This is a genomic window from Caballeronia arvi (genome assembly GCF_001544695.2).
GTDB lineage: Bacteria > Pseudomonadota > Gammaproteobacteria > Burkholderiales > Burkholderiaceae > Caballeronia > Caballeronia arvi.
In genome coordinates, this window is record NZ_FCOM02000018.1 from 96,787 (window position 1) to 112,456 (window position 15,670).

Annotated in this window: 12 protein-coding genes; 3 read left to right on the top strand and 9 right to left on the bottom strand. The window is 64.5% G+C overall.

What is annotated here, in order from left to right:
- Positions 1 to 15 precede the first annotated feature (15 nt).
- The 5 genes from AWB74_RS20910 to AWB74_RS46450 are packed head-to-tail and all read right to left on the bottom strand — an operon-like array spanning position 16 to position 6,563.
- Positions 16 to 2,019, bottom strand: coding sequence for a VTT domain-containing protein (locus tag AWB74_RS20910; RefSeq protein ID WP_061148637.1), 2,004 nt, complete (start codon positions 2,017 to 2,019; stop codon positions 16 to 18).
- Between the two features lie 47 nt (positions 2,020 to 2,066).
- Positions 2,067 to 3,974, bottom strand: coding sequence for a selenocysteine-specific translation elongation factor (selB, locus tag AWB74_RS20915; protein ID WP_061148638.1), 1,908 nt, complete (start codon positions 3,972 to 3,974; stop codon positions 2,067 to 2,069).
- A complete protein-coding gene (selA, locus tag AWB74_RS20920; RefSeq protein WP_061148639.1) occupies positions 3,971 to 5,407 on the bottom strand; it encodes an L-seryl-tRNA(Sec) selenium transferase in 1,437 nt (478 codons plus the stop codon). Before selA ends, selB begins: the two co-directional genes overlap by 4 nt.
- Positions 5,404 to 6,378, bottom strand: coding sequence for a formate dehydrogenase accessory protein FdhE (gene fdhE / locus AWB74_RS20925; RefSeq protein WP_061148640.1), 975 nt, complete (start codon positions 6,376 to 6,378; stop codon positions 5,404 to 5,406). The genes selA and fdhE overlap by 4 nt, the downstream gene beginning before the upstream one ends.
- Before the next feature lie 38 nt (positions 6,379 to 6,416).
- A complete protein-coding gene (locus AWB74_RS46450) occupies positions 6,417 to 6,563 on the bottom strand; it encodes a hypothetical protein (protein WP_160110291.1) in 147 nt (48 codons plus the stop codon).
- Positions 6,564 to 6,589: 26 nt separating this feature from the next.
- On the opposite strand from AWB74_RS46450, the gene AWB74_RS45710 reads away from it, so the two are divergent.
- Complete coding sequence (locus AWB74_RS45710; RefSeq protein WP_143749287.1) at positions 6,590 to 6,850, top strand: AbrB/MazE/SpoVT family DNA-binding domain-containing protein; 261 nt, start codon at positions 6,590 to 6,592, stop codon at positions 6,848 to 6,850.
- Positions 6,851 to 6,893: 43 nt separating this feature from the next.
- Here the strand turns inward: AWB74_RS45710 and AWB74_RS20930 are convergent, their stop codons facing one another.
- From AWB74_RS20930 to fdnG, 3 genes are read right to left on the bottom strand one after another with little or no spacing between them, the layout of a single operon-like run.
- Positions 6,894 to 7,544, bottom strand: a complete 651-nt coding sequence (locus tag AWB74_RS20930) for a formate dehydrogenase subunit gamma (protein ID WP_061148641.1) — start codon at positions 7,542 to 7,544, stop codon at positions 6,894 to 6,896.
- On the bottom strand, positions 7,531 to 8,475 hold the full coding sequence (gene fdxH / locus AWB74_RS20935; protein WP_061148642.1) for a formate dehydrogenase subunit beta: 945 nt from the start codon (positions 8,473 to 8,475) through the stop codon (positions 7,531 to 7,533). The genes AWB74_RS20930 and fdxH overlap by 14 nt, the downstream gene beginning before the upstream one ends.
- 10 nt (positions 8,476 to 8,485) lie before the next feature.
- Positions 8,486 to 11,554 carry a formate dehydrogenase-N subunit alpha gene (gene fdnG, locus AWB74_RS20940; RefSeq protein ID WP_087039123.1) on the bottom strand — a complete coding sequence of 1,023 codons (3,069 nt, stop codon included), beginning with the start codon at positions 11,552 to 11,554 and terminating at the stop codon, positions 8,486 to 8,488.
- Positions 11,555 to 11,783: 229 nt separating this feature from the next.
- Between fdnG and AWB74_RS20945 the strand changes: the two genes are divergently transcribed.
- Together AWB74_RS20945 and AWB74_RS20950 are read left to right on the top strand one after the other, a co-directional pair.
- Positions 11,784 to 13,133 (top strand): YhjD/YihY/BrkB family envelope integrity protein, encoded by a 1,350-nt coding sequence (locus tag AWB74_RS20945; RefSeq protein WP_061148645.1) that lies wholly within the window; start codon positions 11,784 to 11,786, stop codon positions 13,131 to 13,133.
- A 338-nt stretch (positions 13,134 to 13,471) separates the two neighbouring features.
- Positions 13,472 to 14,632: a porin gene (locus AWB74_RS20950; RefSeq protein WP_061148684.1), complete on the top strand. Its 1,161-nt coding sequence runs from the start codon at positions 13,472 to 13,474 to the stop codon at positions 14,630 to 14,632.
- Between the two features lie 110 nt (positions 14,633 to 14,742).
- On the opposite strand, the gene AWB74_RS20955 is transcribed toward AWB74_RS20950, so the two are convergent.
- On the bottom strand, positions 14,743 to 15,609 hold the full coding sequence (locus tag AWB74_RS20955; RefSeq protein ID WP_061148685.1) for a proteasome-type protease: 867 nt from the start codon (positions 15,607 to 15,609) through the stop codon (positions 14,743 to 14,745).
- Positions 15,610 to 15,670 lie beyond the last annotated feature (61 nt).

Consider the following 15,670-nt stretch of genomic DNA (forward strand, 5'->3'; position numbering starts at 1 on the left):
GCTGGCTGCGGTGCTTCATTCGGGTTTCGATTCGACGAGCATCACCGGCACGCTCCCACACCCCGCGCTGCTCGCAATTTCGATGCCGCGCCACGGCGAACTCTCGCCGTGATCGATGACCATCGGATCGACACGCCTGTCCGGTCTCAGCACGTTGAAGGGCCAGGACGGACGCCGCAGGCGCTCGTGCACCACCGAGCCGAGCCAGATCGGCGCAGGCGCCGCGCCCGCGCGCTCGCGCACCGCGTAATGCGTCGGCCAGAAGCGCAGCACGTCGCGCTCGTCGGCGCCGTGTGCCGAGCGCGCGAACACCAGCGTCGACGGCTCGCCGTTGTTCAGGCGCGGCAGCGCGGGCAGCTCGATGGCGGGCGCGTTCGGCGACACCACCGACATCACGCTTTTCAGGCTCACATGCGATACCTCGGTCCAGCCGCGCGCGCTCAGTTGCGCGCGAATCTGCACGGGCGTCGCGGCCCATTGCACGGTGATCGGCTCACGGCGATCGCCTTCCATGCTCGAGCGGTAGCAGGAAAACGTGCGCCACACCGAATCCGTCCATTGAATCGGCGAGATGACGATGGTCGACGGCACCGCGCTGTGAGCCTCGGTTTCATCGACCAATTGCAGCGCGACGCTCGCGCAGATCACGGCGAGCACGGCAACCGGCATCAAAGGCCGGGGCTTCGGTTTGGCCGGATTGCGCCAGACCGCGGTGAGCGCGATCAGAAAAACCCACGCGGCGGCGAGCGCGGCGCTGCCGAGCGCATCGGAGATAGTGAAGCGGCCGAAGTACAGCCCCGCGAGGCCGACCGCCGTGACGATCGCCGATGTCGCCGTCGCGACGAACACGCCGGTCAGCATGCCGACGCGCCGCAGCAGGATGAACGCGAGAAAGCCGTAAATCACGACGGTCGCCGCGACATGGCTGCTCGGGAATTCGTGCTCCGTCGGCGCGAAGGAAACGAGGAGCGGCTCGTGCGCCGTGAAGCGGATCGCGACGACGAGCAACTGCGAGAACGCGATCGCCGCGAGCCAGTACGCGACCGTGCGCCAGCGCCGCTCGAAGCTCATCCACACGATGACCATCGCGCCGAGCGCGAGCAGCGTCTGCGTGCTGCCGAGCGTCCCGGCGGCATCGAGGATCGAATCGGTCCAGGTCGAACGGAACGATTGCAGCAGCCGGTAGATCGACACATCCACCTGCACGATCGACGCGCCGCGCGCGACGTTCGCGAGCACCGAGAAGAACAGGATCGCCGACGCGAGCAGCAGCACCGAAATGACGACGATGAGACCCGTCGCCGGATTGCCCGGATCGAGCGCGCGCGCCACGAGCCGCGCGGGCAGGCCGCGGCCCCGCAGCGCCCACGCGAGCAGCTTTTCGCGCGACACGATGGTCCAGCGCCTCGCGTGCGACACGATCACGCGCGTGAGATTGAACACGACCCAGACGATCGCGGTGACGATGATCAGGATCACGACGAGGCGGATCGACACCGCGCCCGCCAGTTCGATCGACGCGCCGAACACAACGCCCGGCAGGATATGCGTCGGCGCCCAGATGAGCGCGCTCAGGATATTGACCACGAGAAAGCGCGTGGCCGTCATGCCGGTGACGCCCGCGACGACCGGCACGACCGCGCGCATCGGCGCCACGAAGCGCGCGAGCACGACACTCTTCGCACCGTGTTTATCGAAGTATTTCTTGCCGGCGACGAGCGCGCCGGGATGCGCGCGAAACGGCCACATCTGCGCGATTCTGTCCGCGTAGCGCTGGCCGAACCAGAAGCTCGCGGCATCGCCGGCGATGGCGCCCGCGATCGCGCAGACGAACACCCAGCCGAGATTCAGCGCACCGGCGCCGACGAGCGCGCCTGCGATGAACATCGCCGTGCTGCCGGGCACGAACGTACCGATGAACGCGACCGATTCGAGAAACGACGCGAGCAAGACGACCGCGAGCGCCCACTCCGGGTGGCCCGACAAGAGGTGCAACAGCTGGAAGTAGGAATGCTCCATCGTGATCGGCAGGCGCAGGCGCGCAACGCATGGACGACGCGCAATCGTCAGACGGACTCGTGCCAGCGGCTATCGGCGCGCAGGAGGTGCAGGTCGCGGTGGAATCGAGTGTACCCAACGCGGTCGAAGAACTCCAAAATCTGTATCGCGCGTTTGCGGCCGAGCGCGCTGACATCGCGGAAAGCGGCCGCGCCGATCGCACCGCCCTGCGCGCCCGCCGCTTGCGCGACGAGTTGCGCAAGCGCGCCGATCGATGCGCGCGCGTAAAACAGATCGCGCACGACCTGAAAAACCTCGCCGCGCCGCGCGAGCTTCTTCAAAAGCCTGCGCATCTCGTCCTCGCCGACGCCGTGCGCGTTCGCCAGATCGCGCACCCACGGCGGATCGAAGCGGCCCGCTTCGAGCGATGCCAGCACCGCGCGAGCCAGCGCCTCTTCCTTTTCGTCGAGCGTCACCGCATGCGACGGCCTGTGCAGCCACGGCCCGCTCTTCGCGATCGATCCGCTCGCCACCGCGTCATCGACGAGCGCGCGCCACAACGCATCCGGCGCGAGCGGCGCGGCCATGCGGCGAAGGCGCGCGGCGTCGGGGCCTTGTTCGTCGGGAAAGCGTTCGTGAAAGGCGGCGAGCGCATCCGTCAGACGCGCTTTCATCGCATCCCAATGACGCGTTGCAATGTAAAGCGTGTCGTCGTGCGTCGATACCGCGCGCAAGCCTTCGGGCGACAAGGATCGGCCGCACAGATGCTCGATCAGCGAGCGTTGCAGGCCATACGGCGCCTGCTCGAACAGCGCATCGGCTCGGCCGGTGTCGAGCATGTCCGTGAGTGCATCGAGCCACGCGCGGCGCTGCGGCGTGCGGCGGCGTCGCGCGGGCGCGAACGGATCGAGCACGCGCCCGCCGCCGACAGTCCGGTTCGCCTGCGCATTGCGCACGATGAAGCGATCGCCGGGCAGCGCGCAAACAGGCGACTCGAAGACGAGCTGCACGCGCGCCGCGTGGCCCGCATCGAGCGTATCGGCTTCGAGCAGCGCGACATGCGCCACGCGATGCGTCGTGCCGAGATGCACGTGCAGCGGCGCCCAGTGCGTGAGCGTCAACTGCGCATCGGCCAGCAGGCTCAATTCGACATCGAGCCGCTCGGACGCGCGCGCAAGCCGTGCATCGACGATCCAGTCGCCGCGCGCGAGCGCATCCTTGTCGATGCCCGCGAGATTGAGCGCGCAACGCTCGCCCGCGCGGCCCGTCTGCGCCGCGCGATTCTGCGCGTGAATGCTGCGCACGCGCACGGGCTCGCCTGCGGACCCGCGCGGCGCGAGCGCGAGCATGTCGCCGACGTTCGCGCGCCCCGCGAACACCGTGCCCGTCGCGATCGTGCCCTGCCCGGTCAGCGTGAACACGCGGTCGACCGCGAGGCGGAAAAAACCGTCGTCCCGGCGCGTGCGCCAGTGCGCCGCGGCATCGTGCAAATGCGCGTTCAGTGCGACGACGCCCGCATCGCTTTCGCGCGTGGCGTCGGTGTCAAACAGGGGCGCATCGCGCAGCGGACCCTGCGCGAGCAGCGCCGCGATTTCGGCGTGGACGTCACGCACGCGCTGCGCATCGACGCGATCGCATTTCGTCACCGCGACTGCGCCGCGCGTCACGCCGAGCAGTTCGAGGATCGCGAGATGCTCGCGCGTTTGCGGCATCACGCCATCGTCGGCGGCGATCACGACGAGCGCGAAGTCGATGCCGCACGCGCCCGCCGTCATCGTATGCACGAGTTTTTCGTGGCCGGGCACGTCGATGAAGCCGAGCACGCCGCCGTCGCTCAACGGCACGTACGCGTAGCCCAGTTCGATGGAAATGCCGCGCGCCTTCTCTTCCTTCAGGCGATCCGTGTCGACGCCCGACAGCGCGCGCACGAGCGTCGTCTTGCCGTGATCGATGTGACCCGCCGTGCCGACGATCATTCGGGTGCGTCCAGTTGCGCGATGAACGCGGCTTCGTCGGCTTCTTCGAGGCAGCGCAGATCGAGCCGCAAGGCGTTATCCGCGATGCGTCCGAGCACCGGCCGCGGCAAGTCGCGCAGCCGCTTCTCGATGCGGTTCAGGTCGCCGCCCGCGCGCTTGACGCTCGACAGGCGCACGGCGAGTCCATAGCTCGGCAGGACATCGACGGGCAACGCGCCGCTGCCGATCTGGCTGAACATCGGCTCGGCGCTCACGGTGAACTTATCGCCGATCATGCGTTGCAGCGCGGGCTCGATGCGCTCGGCAGCGACGCGCATCGCATCGGCGGGACGCGTGAGCAGGCGCAAGGTTGTCAGCCGATCGGCCAGCGTCTCCGGCGTGCGATAGAGACGCAGCACCGCTTCGAGCGCCGCGAGCGTCAGCTTGCCGACGCGCAACGCGCGCTTCAGCGGATGCTTCTTGATCTTCGCGATGAGATCCTTGCGTCCGACGATCAAGCCCGCCTGCGGGCCGCCGAGCAACTTGTCGCCGCTGAAGGTGACGAGATCCGCGCCCGCCGCGACGGTCTCGCGCACCGTCGCTTCGCGCGGCAGGCCCCATTGCGCGAGATCGACGAGCGTGCCGCTGCCGAGATCCACCGCGACGGGCAGGCCGCGCGTCCTCGCGAGCAGCGCGAGTTCGGCGAGCGTCACTTCCTTCGTGAAGCCGCTCACCGCGTAGTTGCTGCAATGGACCTTCATCAGAAGCGCGGTCTTCGGGCCGATCGCTTCGTCATAGTCTTTCAGATGCGTGCGGTTCGTTGTGCCGACTTCGCGCAGCTTCGCGCCCGCTCGGCTCATGATGTCGGGAATGCGGAACGCGCCGCCGATCTCCACCAGTTCGCCGCGCGACACGATCACTTCCTTGCGCGATGCGAGCGCCGACAGCGTCAGCAAAACCGCCGCCGCGTTGTTGTTCACGATGGTCGCCGCCTGCGCGCCCGTCAGCTCGCAAATCAGGCCATTGACGAGATCGTCGCGATCGCCGCGCGCGCCGGTGTCGAGATCGAACTCGAGATTGGCGGGGCGCGTGAGCATCTCCGCGACCGCGCTCACGGCTTCGTCGGGCAACAGCGCGCGGCCGAGATTCGTATGCAGCACCGTGCCCGTCAGATTGAAGACGCTGCGCACCTTGCTTCGCGTGCGCTTCGCGAGCCCTGCGCCGACCGATTGTGCGAGCCGCGCATCGCTCAACGCTTCGACGGATGCGCGGCCCGCTTGCGCATCGGCGCGCCAGGCATCGAGCGTCGCGCGCAAGGTGTCGAGCGTCTGCGTGCGTCCGTAGGCGGCGATCACCGGCTCGAATTCCGCCGATGCCAAAACCCGCTCGACCGATGGCACGCGCGCCATCAATGCGCGCAGCTCGCCGCCGTCGTTTCCTGTGACGTCGCTCATCGATCTTCTTCCGATTGTTCGGGCCACAGCCACGGATTGGGCGCCGCGCGCCGATAGCCCGCATCGCCCATCAGGAGATCGAGCGTGAGGCTCGCGAGGTCATCCGCGTAGGGCTCGAAATCGTAGGCTTTGTCCTGATAGCCGATCTTGCGATACGTGCCGCATTCGTCGCACGACTCCGCCTTGAGCGGCGCGCTTTTCGCAGTCGCGGCTTTCTCGCCCTCGTTTTCGTCACCGCTGCCCATTGCGTGATACGCGATGCCTTTGGTCGAGTCGCAATTCGTGCACTTCGCGCGCACGACGTGGAGTTCCGTCGCACACAGCCCGCATTGCGCATAGCGATAGCCTTCGTAAGCGCCGCCCACGCGCACGATGCTCGCGACCGGCACCGAGCCGCAAACGGGGCATACGCCGGGCGCATCGAGATAGGGCACGTCCTTCGTGTCGATGCGGCTCGCGAGATCGGTCCACACGACCTGCAGCGCGGCCGCGATGAACGGCGCCGCGGCCGGATCGATCTCCGCGAAGCGCAGTGCGAGAATCGCGTCGGCCTGATTGTCGAGCGCGGCGGCGTCGGTGGCGCGCAGGCGGGCGACGAGTTGCGCGAGCGCGGGCGTCAGCGCGCCCGCGGCCTCGATGCCGTCGAGCAGCATGAAAAGCACGTCGCGCCAGGCGGGATCGCGCGTATCGGTTAGCGCGGGAATGATCGGCATCGAATGACGCTGATTCAGCTCGATGGATTCGCGCGAGGGCATCGGCGCGCTGAACCGGGCGAGCACGCGCTGCTGCGCATCGGCGAGCGCGGCCATCAGGCGCAGATAACCGGCGATGGGATTGCCCGCGTCGGCGAGTTGCAGAAGGCGTGCGGCGCGCGCGGCGAAGACCGTTGCGCGCTCGGGGCTGCGCAGACGCGGAATGGCCGATGGATCGAGCGATTCGATTCGCGCGGCTTCGACTATGCGTTGGACCACGGGAGGTTCCTCGCGGGGGGTGACTGAGCGTGAATAGGTCATGCAAGCGCAGGACTGATTCGCTCCGCTTCAATGACCGATACTGAGGCAATCAAGCATATATCAGCATATTGCTGCGTGCCTGAATCGATCAATCTGAACCTACCGCGCACGACGCGAACCTGACCATTGAGTTCCTTGTCCAATGCGTCGATCCAAGGAGATGACGCAGATGAAAATATTTGTTCAAAGTTTTGAAGATCACGTAGTGCTTTGCCTTCCACAATCGTTGCTTGAAAAGGCCCGACTTCAGATCGGCGATGCGTTGATCGTAGATGTACGACCCGAAGGTATCCTTCTAAGACCAACGCGACCGAAATATTCCTTGGAAGAACTCATCGCGAAGTGCGATTTGCATGCGCCGGCCCCTGACGGTGTAGATGAATGGATCAATGTGGGAACAATAGGTCACGAGCTTTCTCTCGCCCGGTGAGGATTGGCGAATCAGGCCCGAAAGCCTCTCATATCCATCACCCCTACTTCCCGATCACATCCCTGAACCACCGCGGATGATGCTTGCGCGCCCATCCATACGTGACCGTGCCGCGCACCATCGCACCGATCGATCCTTTCACCCATAGCCCCGCGTAGACGTGGATGATGATCGTCAGGATCAGCACGAATGCTGTCGCCGCATGCACGACCGACGCCAGGCGAATCACGGTAACCGGAAAGTAGAACGCGAAATACGCGCGCCACATCACGATGCCGCTCAGCAACAGCAGAATCAGGCTCACGAACATCACGAAGAAAACGAGCTTCTGCCCGGCGTTGTATTTGCCGATCGCCGGCAAGCGGTCTTCGCGATTGGCGAGCACGTCGTTCATCTGCTTCATCCACTGGACATCGCTCTTGTCCAGATAGTTGTGATGCCAGAAGCGCAGCGCGAGGATCATGAACGAGATGAACATCACGCAGCCGACGAACGGATGCAGGATGCGCGTCCACTGCCCGCCGCCGAATATCGCGTAAAGCCATGACATCGACGGATGAAACATCGCGAGCCCGGAGAGCGCCAGCAGCACGAACGTGATCGCCGTGATCCAGTGATTCGTGCGCTCGTTCGGCGTGTAGCGCACGATCAGACGATGACCCTTCACGTCACGCAGTTCGCTATCGTGTTTCATCGATACGCTCCTGTCCGCCTTCCCGGCGACGACGCACCTCTTCCGCTTCGCGGTGCGCTTCCACTTCGTCTTCCTCGCTGACTTCGTTCGGGCCGATACGCGTGTAATGGAAGAAGCCCACGAGCGCCGCAATGCCGATGCCGATCATCGCGAGCGGTTTCGTCACGCCCTTCCAGATCGACACGAGCGGACTGATGTGCGGGTCCTTCGCGAGACCGTGATACAGCTCGGGCTGATCCGCATGATGCAGCACGTACATCACATGCGTGCCGCCCACGCCCTGCGGATCGTACAGACCGGCATTGGCGAAACCGCGCTCCTTCAGATCGACGATGCGCTCCGCGGCCTGGTGCTGCATGTCCACTTTGGTGCCGAACATGATCGCGCCGGTCGGGCACGTCTTCACGCACGCGGGTTCCTGTCCGACCGCGACGCGATCCGAACACAACGTGCATTTGTACACGCGATGATCTTCCTTCGACAGACGCGGAATGTTGAACGGGCAACCGGTGATGCAGTATCCGCAGCCGATGCAGTTCTCCTCGTGAAAATCCACGATGCCGTTCGTGTATTGCACGATCGCGCCCGGCGAGGGACACGCCTTCAGACAGCCCGGGTCCTCGCAATGCATACAGCCGTCCTTGCGGATCAGCCATTCGAGATCGCCCTTCGGGTTCTCGTATTCGGTGAAGCGCATCACCGTCCACGAATGTTCCGTCAGGTCGCGCGGGTTGTCGTAGATGCCAGTCGTGTGACCGATATCGTCGCGCAGATCGTTCCATTCCATGCAGGCCGTCTGACACGCCTTGCAGCCGATGCACTTCGACACGTCGATGAGCTTCGCCACCGCGCCCGTCGCCGGCGTGCGTATCTGCGTCTGCGGCACGGTCGTCGCAGAAAGGCGCTTGATATCGAGCGATTGCAGAGCCATCTCGTCCTCCCTATGCCTTCTCGACCTTCACGAGGAACGACTTGAACTCCGGCGTCTGCGAGTTCCCGTCGCCTACGGAAGGCGTGAGTGTGTTGACGAGATAGCCCGGCTGCGCGAGGCCCTTGAAGCCCCAGTGCAGCGGCAGACCGACGGTATGCACCTTCTTGCCCTCTATGGTCAAAGGCTTGATGCGCTTGGTCACGAGCGCCACCGCGACGATATGCCCGCGATTGCTCGACACCTTCACGCGATCGCCCGCGACGACGCCCACTTCCTTCGCATGCTCCTCGCCGATCTCCACGAACTGCTGCGGCTGCACGATCGCGTTCAGGCGCGCATGCTTGGTCCAGTAGTGGAAGTGCTCGGTCAGGCGATACGTGGTCGCCGTGTCCGGGAACTTGTCGGCGGTGCCGAACGCGGCGCGATCGTCGGGAAACACGCGCGCGGCCGGATTGCTCGTCGCCATCTTGTTGTCCGGGAAGAACGGGTTATGGCCGAGCGGCGTCTCGAACGGCTCGTAGTGCGTCGGGAACGGCCCTTCGTTCATACCGTCGCGTGCAAAGAAACGCGCGACGCCCTCCGGATTCATGATGAACGGGCTCATGCCCTTGTCCGGCGCCTCGTCGACCTTGAAGTCGGGCACGTCCGAGCCCGTCCATGCGCGTCCGTTCCACGCGACGAGCTTTCTCGACGGATCGAACGGCTTGCCGTTCACATCGCACGATGCGCGGTTGTACAGCACGCGCCGGTTCGCCGGCCACGCCCACGCCCAGCCGAGCGTCTGGCCGATGCCCGTCGGGTCAGAGTTGTCGCGCCGGCCCATCTGGTTACCGTTCTGCGTCCACGAGCCGCAGAAGATCCAGCAGCCGCTTGCCGTCGAACCGTCGTCGCGCAACTGTGCGAAGCTCGACAACTGCTCGCCGCGCTTGACGAGCACTTTCGTCTGATCCGTCGGGTCGGTGACGTCGGCGAGCGCGCGGCCGTTGTATTCCATCGCGAGCTCTTCGGGCGTCGGGCTCTCCGGGTCCGCGTAGGGCCACGTCATCTTCAGGATCGGATCGGGATACTTGCCGCCCTTCTCCTGATACGCCTTTCTCATGCGCAGCCACAATCCCGACATGATCTCGAGATCGCTTTTCGCAGCACCCGGCGCCGCCGCGCCCTGCCAGTGCCATTGCAGCACGCGCGACGAACTCACGAGCGAGCCGCGTTCCTCGGCGAAACAGGTCGTCGGCAGGCGGAAGACTTCGGTCTGGATCTTCGATGAATCGACATCGTTGAACTCGCCGTGGTTCTTCCAGAACTCGGATGTCTCGGTGGCGAGCGGGTCCATGATGACGAGCCACTTCAGCTTCGACAGTCCCAGCCCGATCTTCGCCTTGTTCGGCGCGGCCGCGAGCGGATTGAAGCCCTGACAGATATAGCCGTTCATCTTGCCCGCGGCCATCAACTCGAACACCTGCAGCATGTCGTAGGACTTGTCGAGCTTGGGCAGATAGTCGTAGCCGAAGTTGTTATCGGCGCTCGCGTTGTCGCCCCACCACGACTTCATGAAGCTCACATAGAACGCGCGATAGTTCTTCCAGTAGCTCAATTGATTCGGCCGCAGCGGCTGCGACGCGCGCTTCTTGATGTACTCGTCGTAGTCCTGTTCGCCTTCCATCGGCAGGGTCATGTAGCCGGTCAGCAGATTCGACATCAAACCGAGATCCGTCAGACCCTGGATGTTCGAATGCCCGCGCAGCGCGTTCATGCCGCCGCCCGCGATGCCGATGTTGCCGAGCAGAAGTTGCACCATCGCGCCCGTGCGGATCATCTGCGCGCCGACCGAGTGATGCGTCCAGCCGAGCGCATAGAGGATCGTGCCCGCGCGATTCGGCGTGGCGGTCGATGCGAGCATCTCGCAGACCTTCAGGAACTTGTCGGTCGGCGTGCCGCAGACCTTCGTCACCATCTCCGGCGTATAGGCGGCGTAATGCTGCTTCAGAAGGTTGTAGACGCAGCGCGGGTCCTGCAGCGTCGGATCGGTCCTGACATAGCCGTCTTCGCCGCGTGCGTAATCCCAGCTCGACTTGTCGTACTTGCGATGCTCGGCGTCATAGCCCGAGAACACGCCGTCCTTGAACGCGAAATCTTCGCGCACGATGAACGACATGTCCGTGTAGTTCTTCACGTACTCGTGCTGGATCTTGTCGTTCGTAAGCAGATAATTGATGATGCCGCCCAGGAACGCGATGTCCGTGCCGGTGCGTATCGGCGCGTAGAAATCCGCGACCGATGCCGTGCGCGTGAAGCGCGGGTCCACGACGATGAGCCGCGCTTTCCGATGCGCCTTCGCTTCCGTCACCCACTTGAAGCCGCACGGATGTGCCTCGGCTGCATTGCCGCCCATCACGAGAATCACGTCCGCGTTCTTGATGTCGACCCAATGGTTCGTCATCGCGCCACGGCCAAACGTCGGGGCAAGACCTGCCACCGTCGGGCCATGTCAGACACGCGCCTGATTGTCGAATGCGAGCATCCCTAAACTGCGGACCGTCTTGTGCGTCAGATAGCCGACCTCGTTGCTGCCCGCCGACGCCGCCAGAAAACCCGTGGTCAGCCAGCGATTGACCTTCTTGCCGTCCTGCGTGGTCTCGACGAAGTTCGCGTCGCGATCTTCCTTCATCAGCACGGCGATGCGATCGAGCGCGTCGTCCCACGCAATCTCCTTCCACTCGCTCGACCCCGGCGCGCGATATTCCGGATACAGCAGCCGGCTCGGGCTATGAATGAAGTCGATGAGCGATGCGCCTTTCGGACAGAGCGTGCCGCGATTGACCGGATGGTCCGGGTCGCCCTCGATATGGATGATGCTCGCCTTGGCGTTCTTCGCGTTGTCGCCGAGGCCGTACATCAGGATGCCGCACCCGACTGAGCAGTACGGGCAGGTGTTACGCGTTTCCGTGGTGCGCGACAGTTTGTATTGCCGGACTTCGGCGAGCGCCGGTGCCGGAGAGAAGCCCATTGCCGCCAGGCTCGATCCGGCGAGCGTGCTCGCGGAAACCTTGAGGAACTGTCGCCGTGACATTTGGAGCATGATTGCCCTCGGCGCGTCTAGGTGGGGTGCTTAAAGTATATGGTGCTCGATGAAACACGACAGACAGATTGCAACCGGATTTGCACGGATGCGCCTTTCCTCCAGTCGCAAATCATGCGGCGTCGATTTAGCAAACCCCGCGCCCGATGCCTATCTGGAATGGAACGTGCTCGAACGCATGCACACTGCGGGGCATTCACGCTCCATTCATCGAACCCGAGAGGCCGTCATGAGTTCCGTGTCAACGCAGAAGATGGAAGCGGTCGTGAAGAAAGACGCTTCGTGGGCGCTCGGCGCGCTCAAGCAGTTCTCGGAAAACCGCTGCGCCGCGATGGCCGCGAGCATCGCGTTCTACTCGGCGTTCTCGCTCGCGCCGACGCTCGTCATGGTGATCGCCGTCGCGGGCTGGATCTTCGGACCGGAAGCCGCGCGCGGGCAGTTGTTTCATCAGGTGAACGGACTCATCGGCGATCAGGCGGCGGCGGGCGTGCAAAGCATCGTCGAGAACGCGCATCGCAGCAGCGGCACGGGCCTCGCCGCGATCATTTCCTTCGTGCTGCTGGCGGTCGGCGCGTCGGCGACGTTTTCATCGCTCAATACCGCGCTCAACATCGTCTGGCCGATATCCGGAGACGCGCGCTCCAGCATCATGACGATGGTGCGCGTGCGGCTCATCTCGTTCGGGCTCGTGCTCGGCGTCGCGTTCCTGCTGATCGTCTCCCTCGTGCTCGATACCGCGATTCAGGCGATCGGCATGTGGCTGTGGGCAGATTCACCGTTCGTGATCGTCGGCGATGTCGTGCAGCTCGTGGTCGGACTCGCGATTCTCACGGTCGCATTCGGCGCGCTGCTGAAGTTTCTGCCCGATGCGCCCGTGCAATGGCGCGATGCGCTCGTCGGCGGGCTCGTCGCCGCGCTGCTGTTTTCGGCCGGGAAAAAACTCTTCGCGCTGTATCTGACGCACGCGGGCACTGCGAGTGCGTTCGGCGCGGCGGGATCGCTCGCGGTGCTGCTCATGTGGCTGTATTTCTCCGCCGCCGTGCTGCTGCTCGGCGCGGAATTTTCAGCGGCGCGCGCGCGGATGCACGATCCGCGCGGCGCGTGGGGCCAGCAGAACAATGGCCGCGTACCGCCGGGAAGCCGCGCGAAAATCGGCTCGCTGCTGGCGGCATCGACGCGCACCGCCGTACCGGTGCAGGCCGCCGCGGCATCCACCGTCGCGCCGGTCACGCCCGCCGGCACGCGCCCGGACGCACCGGTCGCCGCGAGCGCGCGCCGCGCGATCGGTGAGCGGGCGCAGCGCGCGCAGCAGTTGACGGGGCAGGCGCGCAAGAAGGTGTCGGCCGTGGCGCGGGCGCTGGAGTTGTCGCGCAAGCTCGCGCGGGCGGAATCGACGGCCACGCGCGCCACCGCGATCGCGATGGTGGGCGCGAGCCGCAAGGCATCGCACGCGAACGCCGTGGTGCGGCGGCATCCGTGGCGTGCGGTGCTGCTCGCGGCGAGCGCGGGCATGGCGGTCGCCCTTCTTTCGCGCCGCAATGGCGCCCGTCACGACGACGATTCGATTTCACGAAGCTGAATAAAAATGAGTGAGGCTGAGTTTCGCGGGCTTTCGCCGCTGTCCGCCGAAAATGAAAAATCGCGCGCGGAAAACACCGTTTGTTATTTGAATCGACGGTAATCGGATTACGGTGCGGCAACGCACCTTTCGAATTTCGCTTTTGCGCGGAACTTTTCAAAACCCGTCTTGTCTCCCAAAATTCGCCGCCGGCCTGCCGGAAAACCTTGCTAGGCGGGCATCCACACCAAGTGTGTGTTTTTCGAGACAGTCTTTATTTTCCATTTCTAAAGTTACGAAACGTTGCGTTATTCTCTGCGCCGGCAACAACGATTTTAATCATTCGCGTGGAGAATTCGATGAAACGATTCGCACTGACGTCCCTCTCGCTGGCCCTGCTCGGCGCAGCTGGCGCGGCACAGGCACAAACGAGCGTGACGCTGTATGGCGTGATCGACGCAGGCCTCGGCTACGTTAGCCATGCCAACGCAAACGGCGACAAGCTCTTCGGCATGATCAACGGCAACCTGTCTGGCGACCGTTGGGGCTTGAAGGGTCAGGAAGACCTGGGCGGTGGCCTGAAGGCGATCTTCCAGTTGGAAAACGGCTTTGACGTCGGCACCGGTCGTCTCAACCAGGGCGGCCGCGAATTCGGCCGTCAGGCGTTCGTCGGTCTGTCGGGCAACCAGTGGGGCACGGTCACGCTGGGTCGCCAATACGACCCGCTCGTCGACATGGTTCAGGGCATCACGGCTGACAACTACTGGGGCGCGATCGTTGCGACGCCGGGTGACGTCGACAACTACGACAACTCGCTGCGCGTGTCGAACGCCGTCAAGTACGTTTCGCCGAACTTCGCCGGCTTCCAGGTCGAAGGCCTGTATGGCTTCAGCAACCTGGCTGGCACGACCGGCCAAGGTCAGACGTGGTCGGCTGCCGCGACGTACAACAACGGCCCGCTGGCAGTCGCAGGCGGCTACTTCTACGCGAACAACCCGACTGCTGGCCGTCTCACGACGGGCAACGGCTGGAACAGCCCGTCGTCGGACTCGCTGTTCAACAGCCCGATCAACGCTGCCTACTCGACGGCTTCCGCGATCGGCATCGCGCGCGGCGCGATCCAGTACTCGCTCGGTGCGTTCACGTTCGGCGGCTCGTACAGCAACGTGCAATACAAGACGGACGGCTCGTCGCTCCAAGGCTCGGAACACTTCAACGTCGGCAACGGCTTCGTGAACTTCCAGGTCACGCCGGCTCTGTTGACGGGTCTGGGCTATACGTACTCGAAGGCAGGCGGCGACACCTCGGCGACGTACCATCAGGTCAGCCTGGGCGCGGACTACTCGCTGTCGAAGCGCACCGACTTCTACGCTATTGCTGCTTACCAGCACGCCAGCGGCGATCAGCGTAACGCAGACGGCACGACCAACTCGGCGCAAGCCTCGGTCGGTTCGTACGGCTTCGAAAGCGGCCGCAGCCACCAGGAAATCGTCATCCTGGGCGTGCGTCACAAGTTCTAAAAACAACCGGCTGGCGCGGCACGCAAGTGCCGTGTCTTTCGGACAGCAGCACCCTGAACAGCCATCGGCTTGCCGATGGCTGTTTTTTTATGCGCGCTGCTGAATCGCGCCTATTGCTGCGGCGCGTTGCCGGTCGGATTCATGTCCTCGGCGAGCGTCTGAGCGGGCGCGTCCGGGCACGGCAGATCGCCGATGACGAGCCGCGGCACCGTGCTGCGCGTATCGCGCGGGCGCAGCGGCACGTTGTCGAGATCGGTCCACGACGGGTTCGGAATCTCGCCGAAAAGCTGCCGCAGACGCTCGCCCCAGGTCTTGTTGATCATCTGGTAGTACGCGCTGTCGTTGTCGAGCGTGGCGAAGCGCGTCACGCGCAGCGAGTCCTTCTCGTAGACCAGCAGGTCGAGCGGCAAGCCCACCGAGAGATTCGAGCGCAACGTCGAATCCATCGAAATGAGCGCGCATTTGGCGGCTTCGTCGAGCGGCGATGCCGGCGTGATCACGCGATCGATGATCGGCTTGCCGTACTTCGATTCGCCGATCTGAAAATACGGCGACACGCGCGTCGATTCGATGAAATTGCCCGCCGCGTAGATCATGAACATGCGCGGCGGCTGGCCGCAGATTTGTCCGCCGAGAATGAAGCTGCAATTGAAGTCGACGCTGAATTCCGCGAGCGACAACGCATCGCGACGATGCACCTCGCGCACCGCATCGCCGACGATGCGTGCGGCTTCCGCCATCGTCGGGACGCTGTAGAGCGTGGGCGCGTGAGGATCGGACGGCTCCGCGAACAGGTGCATCACCGCCTGCGTCAGCGCCAGATTGCCCGCCGCGAGCAGAACGATCACGCGCTCGCCCGGCTGTTCGAAAACAACCATCTTGCGCGCGGCGCTCACGTGGTCCACGCCGGCGTTGGTGCGCGTGTCGGCCAGGAACACGAGGCCCTCGTCCACGCACATGCCCACGCAATAAGTCATGTCGATCCTTCCTGAAGCAAGCAAACCCTCATTGTACTGAGCGCGTCCGCCCGTCGCATGC

What these genes read in the sequence shown, in the direction of transcription:
- selB (WP_061148638.1), bottom strand. Translation starts at nt 3,974, where the DNA reads ATGATCGTCGGCACGGCGGGTCACATCGATCACGGCAAGACGACGCTC.
- AWB74_RS20930 (WP_061148641.1), bottom strand. Translation starts at nt 7,544, where the DNA reads ATGAAACACGATAGCGAACTGCGTGACGTGAAGGGTCATCGTCTGATC.
- AWB74_RS20910 (WP_061148637.1), bottom strand. Translation starts at nt 2,019, where the DNA reads ATGGAGCATTCCTACTTCCAGCTGTTGCACCTCTTGTCGGGCCACCCG.
- AWB74_RS20945 (WP_061148645.1), top strand. Translation starts at nt 11,784, where the DNA reads ATGAGTTCCGTGTCAACGCAGAAGATGGAAGCGGTCGTGAAGAAAGAC.
- AWB74_RS20955 (WP_061148685.1), bottom strand. Translation starts at nt 15,609, where the DNA reads ATGACTTATTGCGTGGGCATGTGCGTGGACGAGGGCCTCGTGTTCCTG.
- AWB74_RS20950 (WP_061148684.1), top strand. Translation starts at nt 13,472, where the DNA reads ATGAAACGATTCGCACTGACGTCCCTCTCGCTGGCCCTGCTCGGCGCA.
- selA (WP_061148639.1), bottom strand. Translation starts at nt 5,407, where the DNA reads ATGAGCGACGTCACAGGAAACGACGGCGGCGAGCTGCGCGCATTGATG.
- fdxH (WP_061148642.1), bottom strand. Translation starts at nt 8,475, where the DNA reads ATGGCTCTGCAATCGCTCGATATCAAGCGCCTTTCTGCGACGACCGTG.
- AWB74_RS45710 (WP_143749287.1), top strand. Translation starts at nt 6,590, where the DNA reads ATGAAAATATTTGTTCAAAGTTTTGAAGATCACGTAGTGCTTTGCCTT.